Here is a 12,480-nt window from a genome sequence, read left to right as displayed (position 1 = left end):
ACGCTAGCTCAGGGCCGAGACTTCCGTCAATGTTTCCCAGCGATGAAGCGCTGATGACGACAAACCGGAGCGGGTTGTCAGGCGGTCGGCGGGGCCTTCGGGCAGCCGTGCCGGCGGTGCCAGGCGGCCACCTCGGCGGCCGGTTCCTTGTTGCCCTTGCGCCGCCACGAGTTCAGGTACGGTGCCGGCCACACCACGCCCCGGCGGATCCACCAGCCGTCCCGGCCCGTGCACGGCGGGGAGATGCCGAAGTGCAGGTGGCACACGTTGTTCGCGTTCCCGGTCCGGCCCACCTCGCCGAGCCGCTGCCCGGCGCGCACCCGCACCCCGGCGTCGATGCCGTCGGCGACGCGGCGCAGGTGCGAGCCGTAGTAGCGCACCCCGTCGTCGCCGAGCAGCGACACCGACAGCCCGCCGTTGTGCGGCCCCCGCGGTCCGCGCTTGTCGAACCTGTCGACCCGGCTGACCTCGAGGAGGACGCCGTCGGTCACCGCCACGACCGGCTCGCCGCAGTCGGCGAAGATGTCCGTCCCCGGGTAGGCCGAGTGGGTCGGGTGGTAGGCGACGTTCGCCGCGCGTACCGGAAAGACGTGCGGCAGCCCGGCGCGGGTCGGCGCGGTCGACGGACCGGTCGGGGCGGCGGCGCCGGTCGGGGTGGGAGCGCCGGTCGGGGTGACGGCCGGCGGCGCGGGCTGCCCGGCCGTCGCCGGCAGGCTCGGCCGGGGTGCGCCGGGCGTCGTTCCGGGCCGCGTCGTCGCGCAGCCGGCGGCCAGCACCGGCACCAGCACCAGCAGGACCGGGTACGCCGGACGCACGCGGCGTCCGATCGTCGGCGAGGGCATCCGGTCATCCTCGCAGAGTCGGTACGGTGGTGGAGATGCGCGGCAGAAGGGGAGGGGTCGATGACGACCGGACGGTACGCCTTCCCGCCCGAGCCGGACGCCGGGTTCCGGCCGGCGCCACGGGTCCCCTCGGGGCTCTTCCCGTCCGCGCCGCCGTCCCAGCCCACCTACCGCGAGCCGCACCCGGTCACCGGCGCGGGCGTCGCGTCCGGCGCCGCCGTGGCGACCGTCTGGCTGCTCCTGTTCGGCCTGCTCGGCCGCGGCGTGCCCGGGTACGCCTGGTGGACGCTGCTGGCCGGCGGCCTGGCCTGGCTGGCCGCGCTGCTGCTGGTCCGCGCGGGCGACCGGGGCGTGGCCACCGGCGTCGCGATCGTCACCGCCGGCGGGTGGAGCATCGCCGCCGCCATCGTGGCGGTGCGGTGGGCGTCGAGCGGGGACTGGCCGCTCTGGTGAGCCCGGGCCCGTCCCGCCCGGGCCGCGACCCGCCTGCCGGCGCCCGTTCCGGCGGGTCCGTGGCTGCGCTGCGTCGCGGGCCGGCTGCGCAGCGAATCCTGCCTTGACGTGGCCGCCCGAACTCGGCACCCTCGGCGTTATGGCCTGGACCACTCCGCGGCTCGATCCCGAGCGCAGCCGCCGCCGCCAGCAGCTCCTCGCCGAGTTGGCGGGCGCCCGGGCGGTACGCCAGCGCGTACGGCCGCAGCGGGTGCGCAGCGAGCGCCTGCGGGAGCTGATCGCCACCCGCCGCCGCGTCGCCGGCTGACGACCGGCAGACTTTCCCCAGGATTGGCCGGCCCTTCGGGGCGTTGACCGGTCGCCTGCCGACCCGACCGGCTAACGTGCACGCGTAACGGGTCGGCCTGCCGAGGCTATTTTGGGGGAACCGTGTCGTACTTCGCTGCGGCCGTCGTACGTGACGACAGCGGTTGGACGGCCGCCGAGGTGAACCTGCGGGGGGTCACCGACATCGAGGACGTCGCCGACCGGCTGCGCGACGTCGACTCCGACGCCGACCTGTCGCTGCTCTTCGTCGAGGCCGACGACACGTACCTGGTGATCATGCGCCTGGACGAGGGGGAGGACCTGCGGGTCTTCGGCTCCGACTCGGCCTACGCGGAGGAGTCCCGGCTGGGCGCCCTGCTGGTCGGGGACCTGAAGACCTCGGTGACCGGGCTCGACGACACCGACGAACCGCGCCCGTCCGGCCGCGGCGACGACGACACCGAGCAGCCCGCCGTCGACCCCGAGGCCGACCCGGTCGGCGAGGCGGACCTCCTGGCCGACCTGGGCATCCCCGCGCAGAAGCTGCTCAACCTCTGCGCGCAGGAGGGCATGATGCCGGCCGATGTCACCGCCGAGGTGTGCCAGGTGCTCGGCTGCGCCGACGAGGTCGAGGAACTGCGTGAGGTCTGAGCCGTCCGGGCCCGGCCGGGCCGGTACGGGCGGCGCCGAGCCGGCCGACGCGACCGATCCGGCGCTGGGCACCGTACGCCCCGGTCAGCCGACCCCCGGCGCGGCGGGCCGGGTCGGGCCCGGCGCCCACGAGGGGCTGGCCGAGCCGGACGGCGCCGGCCGGCGGCAGCGGCACGAGCTGTGGATGCGGCGGGCCCTGGCGGTCGCCGTGACCGGCCCCGACAGCCCCGCCGACACCGGCCCCGACGCCGCCGACGACATCCCGGTCGGCGCCGTGCTCTACGGGCCGGACGGCGCCGAACTGGCGATCGGGCGCAACGAGCGGGAACTGACCGGCGATCCGACCGCGCACGCCGAGGTGCTGGCGCTGCGCCGGGCCGCCGGACGGCTCGGCCGCTGGCGGCTCGACGGCTGCACCCTGGTCGTCACCCTGGAACCCTGCACGATGTGCGCGGGCGCGCTGGTGCTGGCCCGGGTGTCCACGGTGGTCTTCGGCGCCTGGGAGCCCAAGACCGGGGCCGCCGGGTCGCTGTGGGACGTGCTGCGCGACCGCCGGCTCAACCACCGGCCGGAGGTCTACGGCGGCATCCTGGAGTCGGAGAGCGCCGCCATCCTGCGCGCCTTCTTCCGCTGACCCTCAGGCGTCGGCCGGGGCGGGCCGGAGCAGGGTTGCGGCCACCGCGCGGGCGGTGTCGGTCCACGGGGTGGGGCGCAGGGTCGCCGGGTCGAGCCGGACGATCGCCCGCGTGCCCTCCGCGTGCACCGTGCCGCCGTCCACCGACTGGAACCGGTAGGCGTACCGGGCGCTGCTGGTGCCGAACTGGTCGAGCCAGAAGTGCACCGCCACGGGCCCGGTCCCGGTGACGGGCGTGCGGTAGGTGATGGTGAACTCGCGTACGGCGTGGAACACGTCCGGTGCGCTCTGCCGCCCGGCCTGGAACGCGACACCGTGCTCCGCCCAGTACCCGGTCAGGGCCCGTTCCAGCAGCACCGCGTACCGGGCGTTGTGCAGGAGGCCGAACGCGTCGAGGTCGTCGAAGTGCACCGCGACGTGCGCGACGTGACCGAACTCGACGGCGGGCTGGTCGACGATGGCGTGGCTCATGAGATGCCTTCCGGTAGCAGGGTCGGGTCGGGGCACAGTGCCCGCAGGCGGTTCAGCAGGCCCTGGCGGGCGTGCCGGTAGGCGGTGTCGGGGTCCAGGAGCCGGGAGCGCATCGCGGCGGTGATCCCGAGGGCGTCGATCTCGTACGCCAGTTGCGCGACGTCCACGTCGGCGGGCAGCTCGCCGGCGGCGACCGCCTCGCGGACGAGCTGTTCGAGGAACGCGGTCCAGCGGCCGAACACCTCGGCGAGCCGGTCCCGGACCGGGCCTGGACGCGCGTTGTACTCGAAGTCGGCGCTGGCGAAGAAGCAGCCGCCGGGGAGCACCCGGGCGGCGAAGAAGTCGATCCGGGCCTGGTGCAGCGCCCAGAGCCGCCGTACGCCCCGGGGGGCGCGCAGGGCCGGCTCGATGACCCGTTCCCGCTGCTGCTCGACCGCCCGGTCGACCGTGGCGAGCTGGAGCGCCTCCTTGGAGCCCCAGTGCGCGAAGAGGCCGGACTTGCTGACGCCGAGCGCGTCGGCGAGCTGGGCGAGGGAGAGCCCGTGCAGCCCGACCTCGGTGGCGAGGACCACGGCGGCGTCCAGCGCGGCGGTGCGGGTCCGGTCGCCCCGCGCGACGCGTCCGTCGACTGTCATGGGCAGAGGCTAATGAAAAAGCACGACCGTTCGTATAGTTTCTCGGCGTGACCGTGGTCACGAAACAGCGACGCCGCCCGCCATCCGGGGACGGACGGTGGGCGGCGTCGGGCCGACGAGGATCAGGCGATGATCGTGTCCAGGGCGATCTCGACCATCTGGCTGAAGGTCTGCTCCCGCTCCTCGGAGGTGGTCTTCTCGCCGGTCTTGATGTGGTCGCTGACGGTCAGCAGGGTCAGCGCGCGGGCCTTGAACCGGGCGGCGATCGTGTAGAGCGCCGCCGACTCCATCTCCACCGCCAGCACGCCGTAGTCGGCGAGGCTGTCGTAGAGGTCCGGGCGGTCGGTGTAGAAGGCGTCCGCCGCCAGGATCGGCCCGACCCGCATCGCGATGCCGCGCCGCTCGGCCACCTCGACCGACGTACGCAGCAGCCCGAAGTCGGCCACCGGGGCGTAGTCGATCAGCCCGTCGAAGCGCATCCGGTTCATGTTCGAGTCGGTGGACGAGCCGATCGCCGCGATCACGTCGCGCAGCCGCAGGTCCTCGGACAGGGCCCCACAGGAGCCGACCCGGATCAGGCTCTTCACGCCGTACTCGTTGACCAGCTCGTGGGCGTAGATCGAGGCGGAGGGCATGCCCATGCCGGAGCCCTGGACGGAGACCTCGACGCCGTTGTGGCGGCCGGTGAAGCCCAGCATGCCCCGGACCGTCGAGTAGCACTGCGCGCCCTCGAGGTAGGTCTCCGCGATCCACTTCGCCCGCAGCGGGTCGCCCGGCATCAGGACCCGCTCGGCGATCTCTCCCGGCTTCGCGCCGATGTGCGTACTCATGGCAAGGATCCTGCCAGGCCGCCCCGGGGCGTACCGGTTCGGCGTCCGAACCCGGGGTCATGTACCCTTCTCGGCGGTGGCGTGTCCGAGCGGCCTAAGGAGCACGCCTCGAAAGCGTGTGAGGGTTTACGCCCTCCGAGGGTTCAAATCCCTCCGCCACCGCTCGTGAACAGCGAAACGCCCGGTCGGTCCGCAAGGACCGGCCGGGCGTTCTCGTCGTCACACCGGGTCCGGGCCGTCCATCGACGGCCCGGACCCGGTTCCTACGCGATCGGTTCCCGGTGGGTGATCTGGTAGGTGGCGTCGACGCCGTCCGCCTCCATGATCACCGTCACCGGTCCCTCGGGCAGGGAGCAGGTAACCGTCCGTTCGACGGCCTGACCGGTCGGCCCGCAGTACCGGACACCGGCCGTGCTGAACACGGACAGGCTGGCGTCGCCGCTGCCGGTGGTCCGCCGCCAGGTGAAGCTCTCCCGGGCGCCGTGCTGGTCGGCCGGGATCGTGAAGCAGGCCGCGAAGCGGTCCGCCCCGGTCGTGACCGTGGCTCCAGCCGGGTCGCGGGTCAGCTCCGGGCAGGCCGGCTGCCCGTCGACCCGGCTGAACGCCACCCGGTACGCCCCCGTCGGTGCGTTGTCGGGGCTGGTGAGCAACGCGTGGAAGGGAGCGGTGCCGGTCAGCTCGCAGCTGTACTGGTACAGCGAGTTGTAGTCGCAGACGTACCGGCCGGTGGCGTCGACCACGGTGATCTCCGGCCGGGCCGCCCCGGTCGCGTCGCCCGCGACCAGCCGGACGATCCGGGAACCGGCCGGGCTCGGCAGCTGGACGCAGTCCATCTCGCCGGCCGCGTCGAAACTGCCCTGGTGCGGGGTGCCGGTGTGCCCGTCGTCGGTGACCGTGACGCAGTTCGACGGTGCGGCCGGCAGCAGCCGGACGGTGTACGCGTAGTCGTTGTCGATCACACGGTCCTGCTGGGCGCCGCTGAGGACCAGCGTGTAGCGCCCCGGCGCGGCGAACTCGCACCAGTCGTAGGTGCAGGCGCGGAGGCCGGCGGCGTCGTAGACGGTGGCGTACTGGTCGTAGTTCCGCGAGTCGACCGCCTGCACCCGGTACGCCCCGGCGGCCGGAACGTCCAGCACGCGGCAGCGGACGCCGCCGGGTGTCCCGGGCGACGTGCCGTAGCTGCCCGGCGTGATGGTCGGGCAGCCGGTCGGGTCGTTCAGCAGGCGCAGCTGCAACCGGTACGTCAGGTCCGTGCTGTCCGCGTACCAGTCGGCGAGGTAGGAGATCACCCGGTACGTGCCGGTGGCGGGCAGAACGCACCCGTCCTCCTCCGACCACTCGGTGCAGAGCGTCGTGCCATCCTCGTCGACCAGCCAGGAACGGAGGTCGTTCCAGGCGTCCGGAGCCCGGTACGCGAGCACCCGGTCGCCGGTCTCACCGGTGAACGGCTGGCAGTTGGTCTGCACGGGCGACGTCTGGTGCACGACGAGGGCGGGCTGGTCCCAGGCCGTGCCGGTGGCCGGCGCGCAGCCGTCGGTGGCCCCGAGGGCCGCCACCGCCACCTGGTAGTCCACCGGCTCCCAGTGCCGACTCTCCGCCAGGAGCAGGTAGGAGCCCGCGGACGGCAGGGCGCAGGAACGCGCGCCCGACCACTCCTCGCACACCCGCTTCCCGTCGGTGTCGTACACCCGCCAGTCGAGGTGCTGGTCGGCGAACTGGTTGAAGCGGACCAGGACCGCGCCGGCCGCCGTGCTGGTCACCGCATGGCAGGTGACGCTTTCACTGCCGGGGACGGTCCCGCTTCCGACGGCGGAGCCGGGGTCACCGAAGGCCACCAGCGGCAGGGTCGGGCAGCCGGCGGCGCGCGAGATGCGGGGGAGCCTCAGCGTGTACGCGGCCTCGCTGCCGTACATCTCCTGAAGGAACAGCCGGTATGGCCCGGATCCGGTGAGAGTGCACTCCGTGGTGTACCGGACCGGGCACCCCATAGGCTGGTACGCCCCGTCCAGGATGGTGCCCTGCACGTCACCGGCGTTGCTCGGGTCCGCCAGGTGCAGCACCGTGCCGGTCGGCTGGACGAAGGTGAAGCAGCGGGCGGCCAGGCCGGCCGGCAGGGTGCCGCTGCGACCGGGGGAGGCGAACGAGAAGAACTCCTCCGGCAGCGTCTCGCAGGTGGAGGCCGCCTTCATCGACTCGAACGACAGCAGGTAACTCGCGGCGCCGGTGCCGTGGTAGATGAACACGGTGACCTTGTACCGCCCGGCCGGGCCGAGCTGACATTCGCTGGAGTAGCTGGAGAGGAAACAGACCTGACTGCCGGCCTTGTCGGTGACCCGCGCCTGGATGGAGTCGCCGGACAGCTGGGTGAGACGGCCGATGAGGACGTCCGAGTCGACGTGCGAGGTGACCGTGAACCGGTGCTGTTGGCCGTCGACGATGGACGCGCAGCTGGCGACGCGGCCCAGCGCGAGCCTGCCACCGCAGCTGGTCGAGGTGAGCGGATCGGATCCGGTGGGCTTGACCGGGCCGGACCGGTCGGAGGTGGTGGCCGGCTTCTTCGCAGCTACCGTCGGCTCGGGCGCCGGAGCGGGGCTGGCTGCGGTGGAGGGGCTACCGGTCGGCGCCGGGCTGGCGGCGGCGGCCGGTCCCATCAGGACGGTCGTCACGACGGTGGCGGCCACCGCGGTGGCGAGGAACGAGATACGCCTGCCGGCTCTGGTCAGCCGGAAGGCGGGCAGGGACGCTCTCACATCGACTCCCCCGTGTGGTGCGCGCGATCTGCGCGGCGGGGCGATGATTCCATGTGCGTCGATCGCCTGGCAATCGGCTTGTGGTGCCGGAACGGCTTGGCCGGGTGGTGTCCCTATGGGCTTCGTCAAGCGGTGATTGGCGCAACGGGGCCCATCCGAGCCGCCTTCGTCACCGGCGCGCTCGCACTGCTCGTCGCCTCGGATGTCGCGGGACCCGGGCGTTGGTCAGCGCCGGTCGAGTTCCTTCTCCAGCCGCTGGATGAGGGTCTTGCGGGACTTGCCGTCGCGCTCGCGGCGCAGGGCGGATTTCAGTTGGCCCTTGTCGAGGTCGCGGACGAGCTTGGCCGCCTCGGCGACCGGCAGTTCCGACAGTTGTTCGGCCGACGTGGCGTTGCGGCGGGCGCGTTTGGCCGGTCCGGTGTTGGCGACGTACTGCTTGCCGGACTTGGATGCCTTTCGCTTCTTGGCGTCGGTCGCCCGCCTCTCCTTCTCGGAGAGCTCCTTCCATGCCTGTTCGGGCAGGTAGCGACTCGTCTCGTCGCCGTGCCGTGCCCGGGTGTCGCCCTCCTTGGTCTGCCAGTGCTCGCCGCCCCAGCGCTGGAGGGACTTCTGCCGCTCGTCCTTCGGGCCGACGAAGCCCCCGCCGCGCCTCTTGTACTCCTGGGTGACCAGCTGCGACTTGCGTGCCGACCACTGCCCCGGCCGACCGCCCTTGTCGGAGGCCTTGATTTCTTCCTTGACCTGCTCCCTGAGTTCGGGCTTCGTGTACCGCGCCATGCCCGGCGGTTACCCGTCGCCGCGGACCTCATGCTTCCGTGAGGTGCACGCCGGCGGGCGGTGGCCGGTGCGGGGCGATGGCCGGGCGTGGCGCGGCTCCCTGTCGCGGGCAGTGGCCGAGTTTCCGAGGGCGCCCGCGCTCAGCAAGGGCTGTGGCCCTCGTCGAAGAGGCGCTGGGCCCAGTCGGCGTACCCGGCGATGATCTTCTTCACCGCCCGCCCGTCGTGCAGGAAGAGGTACGCCCGGTCGCCCTGCCGGGCGAGCAGCCCGTCGAGCCGGTATGTCCCCTGTGGAGCGTCCAGCTCCCGCAGGGACGGGTAGCGGCTGCGGACCTCCTCGACCGGCATGCCGGCGGTGACTCCCTGCGGGGTGCGCGTCGCCTCGCCGAGCCAGAGCAGCACCAGCCGGTCGTCGACGAAGATGGGACTGGTCGTGTCGTATCCGGCCAGCGCCGGGCCGCAGGCGTCGACGTCGGAGCGCAGGATGCCCCGCCGGGTCAGCTCGTCCTCGGTGTCGCCGAACTCGATGTCGCGCAGGCCGTTGAGGTCGACCACCTCGACGGCCCCGACGGGCCGGCCGTCCAACTCGCGCAGCGGCGGGTGCACGCCGCTGCCCGAGACCCAGGCAGCCGTCGTCAGCGCGGCTATAAAGCCAAATTGTCGCAATTTCATGGAATCCCCCAGTCCCCAACGGGACCGGGCCGTTCAGGTTGCTGCCCGCCCGCAGATTGCCGGTTTTCCCATTCCTCGGCCAGCTCGTCCCAGTAGTCGGCGCTCAGCCGCCGGCGCCCGTGCGCCAGCCAGCCGGCGGTGTTCCGCTCGACGTGCAGGCCCAGCTCGGCGAACGGGTCGATCCACGCGCCGGGCTCCGCCCCGAGCCGGGCGAGCGCCGCGTTGAGGGGCCACTCCGGGCGCGGCCCGTCGAAGAGACGGTCGAACCCCGGCCCCCAGCTCACCTGGCCGCCGAGCCACACCAGCGCCGACTGGTAGCCGGCGCCGCCGAGGAACTCCGCCTCCAGGTACGCCACCGGACCCGTCAGCGACCAGCGGGCGAGGGCCTCGGCGAGGGGCGCCGGGAGCACCAGGTGGAACGGCTCCTCCGGGGAGCGCTCCGCCGTCGAGTAGTCGGGCGGCGCCCCGGTCAGCTCCTCGACCAGTTGCGGGGTGACCGGCAGCAGCGCGAAGTCCTGGCGCAACTCGCCGAGGACCGCGTGGTCCAGGTCGGCGGTGTGCTCGCGGAGCAGCTCGGCGTCCGCGACGACCGCGCTGAGCTGGTAACCCATGGGAGCCCTCCGCCGTCCACAGCCTGTGGATGGAACATGTGTACGACGAGTCCCGCCTCCGCCGCCCTCCGCACCGTACCCAATCGTTCCCTTCCGGCACCGCCCCGCGACTTCGCGCTCCCGGCCCTCCTCCGGGCGTAACGCGGCCTCCGGCGAGGGTCGGTCGGGCAGGCGAGAGGTGGGGGGTGATCGATGCCGCCGCCAAGGGCGGGTGGAACGACCCGGGTGCATCCCGCGTCGGGAGACACCCGTGGTGTTCCACCCGCGCCTTGTGCCGGGGGTGCCTCTGCCGTGGGCGGGCTCGGTTCAGGGGCGCTCGGCGATGGTGGCGACGAACGCGCGCCACGCCGCCGGGGCGAAGGCGAGCGCCGGGCCGGCCGGGTCCTTCGAGTCGCGCACCGCGACGACGCCGGGCAGGTTGTCGGCGACCTCGACGCAGTTGCCGCCGTTGCCGCTGCTGCGGCTGCTCTTGCGCCACCGCGCGCCGTTCAGCTCCATGTCTCCGCCACTTCCGAGATGAGATCGACCGACTGCCAGTGGGACAACGCCTCGCCGCGCACGTTCTCCCACGCAGCCATCATGGCGGCGATGTCCGCGGGTGCGCTAACCAGTTGCCCCTGGAGTTGGTTGTCGAGGTAGCCGGCGATCCGGTGGTCGTGGCTGCTGGCGATCACGAACGGCCCGTTCAGGCCCGCGTAGGCGCCGACCGACGACGGCACCCCCGAGACGCCCGCGTGGACGACCGGCCGGCGGCCGTCAGCGCAGCAGGTTGACCAGGGCGGCGAGCCCGACCAGCACGATGATGGCGCGCAGCGCCACCGGCGGGAGCCGGCGTCCCCACCGGCCGCCGATCAGGCCGCCCGCCACGGAACCGACCGCGATCAGCAACGCCGGCTGCCACGCCACGTTTCCCACGGCGACGAAGAGGACCGCCGCGACCCCGTTCACGAGGCCGGCGAGCACGTTCTTCACCCCGTTGACCCAGCGCAGGTCGGCCGAGAGCAGCACGCCGAGCAGCCCCAGCAGCAACACGCCCTGGGCGGCGCCGAAGTAGCCGCCGTACACCCCGGTGGCGAAGACGCCGAGCAGCAGCAGCGGCCCCGACCGCCGTACCGCCTGACCGCCCGCCGACGACGCGCCCGCGTCGGCCGCGACCGGCCGTCGGTGGGCCAACGCCCGCGCCAGTCGCGGCTGCACCACCACGAGCACCAACGCCAGGACGATCAGCGCCGGCACGATGGCCCGGAACGCACCGGGCGGCAGGAGCAGCAGCAGTACGCCGCCCGTGATCCCGCCGAGCACGGCGGCGAGACCCAGGCGGGCCAGCAGCCGCCCGTGCCCGGCCAGCTCCTGGCGATAGGCGTACGCCGCGGTGAACGACCCCGGCACCAGCCCGACGGTGTTGGACACGTTCGCCACCACGGGCGGATAGCCGAGGGAGAGCAGGACCGGGAAGGTCACCAGCGTGCCCGAGCCCACCACCGCGTTGATGGCTCCCGCGGCGACCCCGGCGGCCAGCACGGCCAGCCCGTCGACGACGTTCAGCGTTGCGTTCACCTGTGTCCGCGCTCTCCCCGGGCCGGTCGACGCCCGCAGGTCGCCGCCGCCTGGTTGTCTCGCTGTCGGATGCGGCTGTCAGCGTAGGACGGGAGTCGTGCCCGTTGATCGACATGCGGCAGGGATCACGCCATGACCAGCCGGCGGGTTCACCCCCGCAGCCGGCGCGGTCGCCGGGGCCCGGCGTGGCGGCGGCGCAGCCAGCGGGGCAGGCGGTGCCGGGGCACGAACATGCCGATGTCGTCCGCCGCGTCGTCGGCGTAGCCGCGCAGTTGGCAGCCGCCGAGCGGAGTGCGGTCGCGCAGCGCCCCCCGGAGCAGCGCCAGCGACTCGACGTCGATGTCGCGGTGCAGGCGCCCGAAGTGACCCAGCGACTGCAACGCGTTCGCCCTGGTCTGCGCGTCCCGCGATCGGAGCCCGCGCTTGATCCGGGGAAGGGCGACGGCGGGCGGGTGGAACTCGTCCAGCACCAGCCAGAGAAGCGCCGTCCCGGCGCCGGGCTCCGTACGCTCCAGGGCCGCGTCGACCTTCTCCGGGCAGTCGCATCCGTCGAACTCCGGGTCGGTCGGCCGCTCGCTCACCCGGCATCGGTTTTCTCGGCGTCGCCGCTGGTGCGGCCGATGACCAGCGCGGCGACACAGTACAGCGCCATCCCGGCCGCCCCGCAGCCGACGACGATCTCCAGCGGTCGGTCGAACCCGGACCCCACCTGGGAGAGAAGGACGCAGGACATCGCGACCAGTTGCGCCCAGAGCAGCCAGCGCGGATTCTTGCCCAAGCGGGTCGCCCCTTCCGGCCTCACCCGTCGAGAGGCGCGACCGCCACCGACCGATCGTCGACGAGGCATCGACACAGGTCGGAGGAGCGTAACCAGGGGAGCCGCCGTGGCGCTCGGCAGAAACGGTACGAGGGCCGTCCCCGATGGGGTCGGCCCTCGCGTTCGTGCTGCTCAGCGAGCGGAGGATACGAGATTCGAACTCGTGAGGGTGTTAACCCAACACGCTTTCCAAGCGTGCGCCCTAGGCCTCTAGGCGAATCCTCCGCAGACGAGGATACAGGTCCCCGGCGGGTGGGCCACCCCACCACCCCCTGAAGATCGACGCGGCGTCGGGTAGGGTTGGCGGTACCTCCCGTGCGGCGGTATCTCGTGAACCTCCCCAGGGCCGGAAGGCAGCAAGGATAAGCGGGCTCTGCCGGGTGCACGGGAGGCCTTTTTGTCTCCGGGTCCCGGTAACGTCCCTGCGGGTCAGGTCACGGGGTGGTGGGTGGTCACCCGCGCCCGACCGGCGCAG

16 protein-coding genes, 2 tRNA genes, 1 other RNA gene and 1 pseudogene are annotated in these 12,480 nt (G+C 73.0%); 6 read left to right on the top strand and 14 right to left on the bottom strand.

Going from position 1 to position 12,480, the window contains the following annotated elements:
- Positions 1-77: 77 nt before the first annotated feature.
- Positions 78-842 (bottom strand): M23 family metallopeptidase, encoded by a 765-nt coding sequence (locus tag ACN27A_RS20245; protein ID WP_421455756.1) that lies wholly within the window; start codon positions 840-842, stop codon positions 78-80.
- 60 nt (positions 843-902) lie between these two features.
- On the opposite strand from ACN27A_RS20245, the gene ACN27A_RS20240 reads away from it, so the two are divergent.
- The 4 genes from ACN27A_RS20240 to ACN27A_RS20225 all read left to right on the top strand — a co-directional run bounded on the left by ACN27A_RS20240 (position 903) and on the right by ACN27A_RS20225 (position 2,886).
- Positions 903-1,295: a hypothetical protein gene (locus tag ACN27A_RS20240; protein WP_421455753.1), complete on the top strand. Its 393-nt coding sequence runs from the start codon at positions 903-905 to the stop codon at positions 1,293-1,295.
- Between the two features lie 139 nt (positions 1,296-1,434).
- The gene (locus ACN27A_RS20235; protein ID WP_165947875.1) at positions 1,435-1,602 is read left to right on the top strand and encodes a hypothetical protein; all 168 of its coding nucleotides are present in this window, start codon (positions 1,435-1,437) and stop codon (positions 1,600-1,602) included.
- A gap of 122 nt (positions 1,603-1,724) precedes the next feature.
- A complete protein-coding gene (locus ACN27A_RS20230) occupies positions 1,725-2,252 on the top strand; it encodes a tRNA adenosine deaminase-associated protein (protein ID WP_421455750.1) in 528 nt (175 codons plus the stop codon).
- A 184-nt stretch (positions 2,253-2,436) separates the two neighbouring features.
- On the top strand, positions 2,437-2,886 hold the full coding sequence (locus ACN27A_RS20225; RefSeq protein WP_207914472.1) for a nucleoside deaminase: 450 nt from the start codon (positions 2,437-2,439) through the stop codon (positions 2,884-2,886).
- Positions 2,887-2,889: 3 nt separating this feature from the next.
- Here ACN27A_RS20225 and ACN27A_RS20220 read toward each other — a convergent pair whose 3' ends face one another.
- From ACN27A_RS20220 to deoD, 3 genes are all read right to left on the bottom strand, one after another.
- Positions 2,890-3,357, bottom strand: a complete 468-nt coding sequence (locus ACN27A_RS20220) for an acyl-CoA thioesterase (RefSeq protein ID WP_421455747.1) — start codon at positions 3,355-3,357, stop codon at positions 2,890-2,892.
- Positions 3,354-3,992 (bottom strand): TetR/AcrR family transcriptional regulator, encoded by a 639-nt coding sequence (locus ACN27A_RS20215; protein WP_132238435.1) that lies wholly within the window; start codon positions 3,990-3,992, stop codon positions 3,354-3,356. The genes ACN27A_RS20220 and ACN27A_RS20215 overlap by 4 nt, the downstream gene beginning before the upstream one ends.
- A gap of 122 nt (positions 3,993-4,114) precedes the next feature.
- Positions 4,115-4,822, bottom strand: a complete 708-nt coding sequence (gene deoD / locus ACN27A_RS20210; protein ID WP_421455742.1) for a purine-nucleoside phosphorylase — start codon at positions 4,820-4,822, stop codon at positions 4,115-4,117.
- 75 nt (positions 4,823-4,897) lie between these two features.
- Between deoD and ACN27A_RS20205 the strand changes: the two genes are divergently transcribed.
- Positions 4,898-4,984: transfer RNA gene (locus ACN27A_RS20205), tRNA-Ser, on the top strand.
- Positions 4,985-5,085: 101 nt separating this feature from the next.
- Here ACN27A_RS20205 and ACN27A_RS20200 read toward each other — a convergent pair.
- The 10 genes and pseudogenes from ACN27A_RS20200 to ACN27A_RS20155 all read right to left on the bottom strand — a co-directional run bounded on the left by ACN27A_RS20200 (position 5,086) and on the right by ACN27A_RS20155 (position 12,230).
- Positions 5,086-7,572 (bottom strand): hypothetical protein, encoded by a 2,487-nt coding sequence (locus tag ACN27A_RS20200; protein WP_421455740.1) that lies wholly within the window; start codon positions 7,570-7,572, stop codon positions 5,086-5,088.
- 225 nt (positions 7,573-7,797) lie between these two features.
- Complete coding sequence (locus tag ACN27A_RS20195; RefSeq protein WP_421455737.1) at positions 7,798-8,349, bottom strand: DUF5872 domain-containing protein; 552 nt, start codon at positions 8,347-8,349, stop codon at positions 7,798-7,800.
- A 140-nt stretch (positions 8,350-8,489) separates the two neighbouring features.
- Positions 8,490-9,020, bottom strand: a complete 531-nt coding sequence (locus tag ACN27A_RS20190; protein ID WP_421455734.1) for a hypothetical protein — start codon at positions 9,018-9,020, stop codon at positions 8,490-8,492.
- Complete coding sequence (locus ACN27A_RS20185) at positions 9,017-9,631, bottom strand: hypothetical protein (protein WP_421455731.1); 615 nt, start codon at positions 9,629-9,631, stop codon at positions 9,017-9,019. Before ACN27A_RS20185 ends, ACN27A_RS20190 begins: the two co-directional genes overlap by 4 nt.
- Positions 9,632-9,937: 306 nt before the next feature.
- Positions 9,938-10,129, bottom strand: a complete 192-nt coding sequence (locus tag ACN27A_RS20180; protein WP_421455728.1) for a DUF397 domain-containing protein — start codon at positions 10,127-10,129, stop codon at positions 9,938-9,940.
- A pseudogene (locus tag ACN27A_RS20175) lies at positions 10,120-10,350 on the bottom strand (Scr1 family TA system antitoxin-like transcriptional regulator); the annotation flags it as partial. The pseudogene ACN27A_RS20175 and the gene ACN27A_RS20180, both read right to left, overlap by 10 nt.
- A gap of 37 nt (positions 10,351-10,387) precedes the next feature.
- Positions 10,388-11,188 carry a sulfite exporter TauE/SafE family protein gene (locus ACN27A_RS20170; protein ID WP_421455725.1) on the bottom strand — a complete coding sequence of 267 codons (801 nt, stop codon included), beginning with the start codon at positions 11,186-11,188 and terminating at the stop codon, positions 10,388-10,390.
- A 149-nt stretch (positions 11,189-11,337) separates the two neighbouring features.
- A complete protein-coding gene (locus ACN27A_RS20165; RefSeq protein WP_421455722.1) occupies positions 11,338-11,769 on the bottom strand; it encodes a hypothetical protein in 432 nt (143 codons plus the stop codon).
- Positions 11,766-11,966 carry a hypothetical protein gene (locus ACN27A_RS20160; protein WP_421455719.1) on the bottom strand — a complete coding sequence of 67 codons (201 nt, stop codon included), beginning with the start codon at positions 11,964-11,966 and terminating at the stop codon, positions 11,766-11,768. The genes ACN27A_RS20165 and ACN27A_RS20160 overlap by 4 nt, the downstream gene beginning before the upstream one ends.
- A 179-nt stretch (positions 11,967-12,145) precedes the next feature.
- Positions 12,146-12,230 (bottom strand) — tRNA-Ser (locus tag ACN27A_RS20155).
- Positions 12,231-12,312: 82 nt separating this feature from the next.
- Between ACN27A_RS20155 and ffs the strand changes: the two genes are divergently transcribed.
- An RNA gene (gene ffs / locus ACN27A_RS20150) (signal recognition particle sRNA small type) lies at positions 12,313-12,402 on the top strand.
- The last annotated feature ends 78 nt before the right edge of the window (positions 12,403-12,480 follow it).

This window comes from Micromonospora sp. WMMD737 (assembly GCF_049179055.1).
Taxonomy (GTDB): Bacteria; Actinomycetota; Actinomycetes; order Mycobacteriales; family Micromonosporaceae; genus Micromonospora; species Micromonospora reichwaldensis.
This window is presented reverse-complemented; position numbering and strand designations above follow the sequence as displayed.

Excerpts from the sequence above, each read along its gene's own strand:
- ACN27A_RS20245 (WP_421455756.1), bottom strand. The coding sequence starts at position 842 with ATGCCCTCGCCGACGATCGGACGCCGCGTGCGTCCGGCGTACCCGGTC.
- ACN27A_RS20240 (WP_421455753.1), top strand. The coding sequence starts at position 903 with ATGACGACCGGACGGTACGCCTTCCCGCCCGAGCCGGACGCCGGGTTC.
- ACN27A_RS20235 (WP_165947875.1), top strand. The coding sequence starts at position 1,435 with ATGGCCTGGACCACTCCGCGGCTCGATCCCGAGCGCAGCCGCCGCCGC.
- ACN27A_RS20225 (WP_207914472.1), top strand. The coding sequence starts at position 2,437 with ATGCGGCGGGCCCTGGCGGTCGCCGTGACCGGCCCCGACAGCCCCGCC.
- ACN27A_RS20220 (WP_421455747.1), bottom strand. The coding sequence starts at position 3,357 with ATGAGCCACGCCATCGTCGACCAGCCCGCCGTCGAGTTCGGTCACGTC.
- ACN27A_RS20215 (WP_132238435.1), bottom strand. The coding sequence starts at position 3,992 with ATGACAGTCGACGGACGCGTCGCGCGGGGCGACCGGACCCGCACCGCC.
- deoD (WP_421455742.1), bottom strand. The coding sequence starts at position 4,822 with ATGAGTACGCACATCGGCGCGAAGCCGGGAGAGATCGCCGAGCGGGTC.
- ACN27A_RS20195 (WP_421455737.1), bottom strand. The coding sequence starts at position 8,349 with ATGGCGCGGTACACGAAGCCCGAACTCAGGGAGCAGGTCAAGGAAGAA.
- ACN27A_RS20190 (WP_421455734.1), bottom strand. The coding sequence starts at position 9,020 with ATGAAATTGCGACAATTTGGCTTTATAGCCGCGCTGACGACGGCTGCC.
- ACN27A_RS20185 (WP_421455731.1), bottom strand. The coding sequence starts at position 9,631 with ATGGGTTACCAGCTCAGCGCGGTCGTCGCGGACGCCGAGCTGCTCCGC.
- ACN27A_RS20180 (WP_421455728.1), bottom strand. The coding sequence starts at position 10,129 with ATGGAGCTGAACGGCGCGCGGTGGCGCAAGAGCAGCCGCAGCAGCGGC.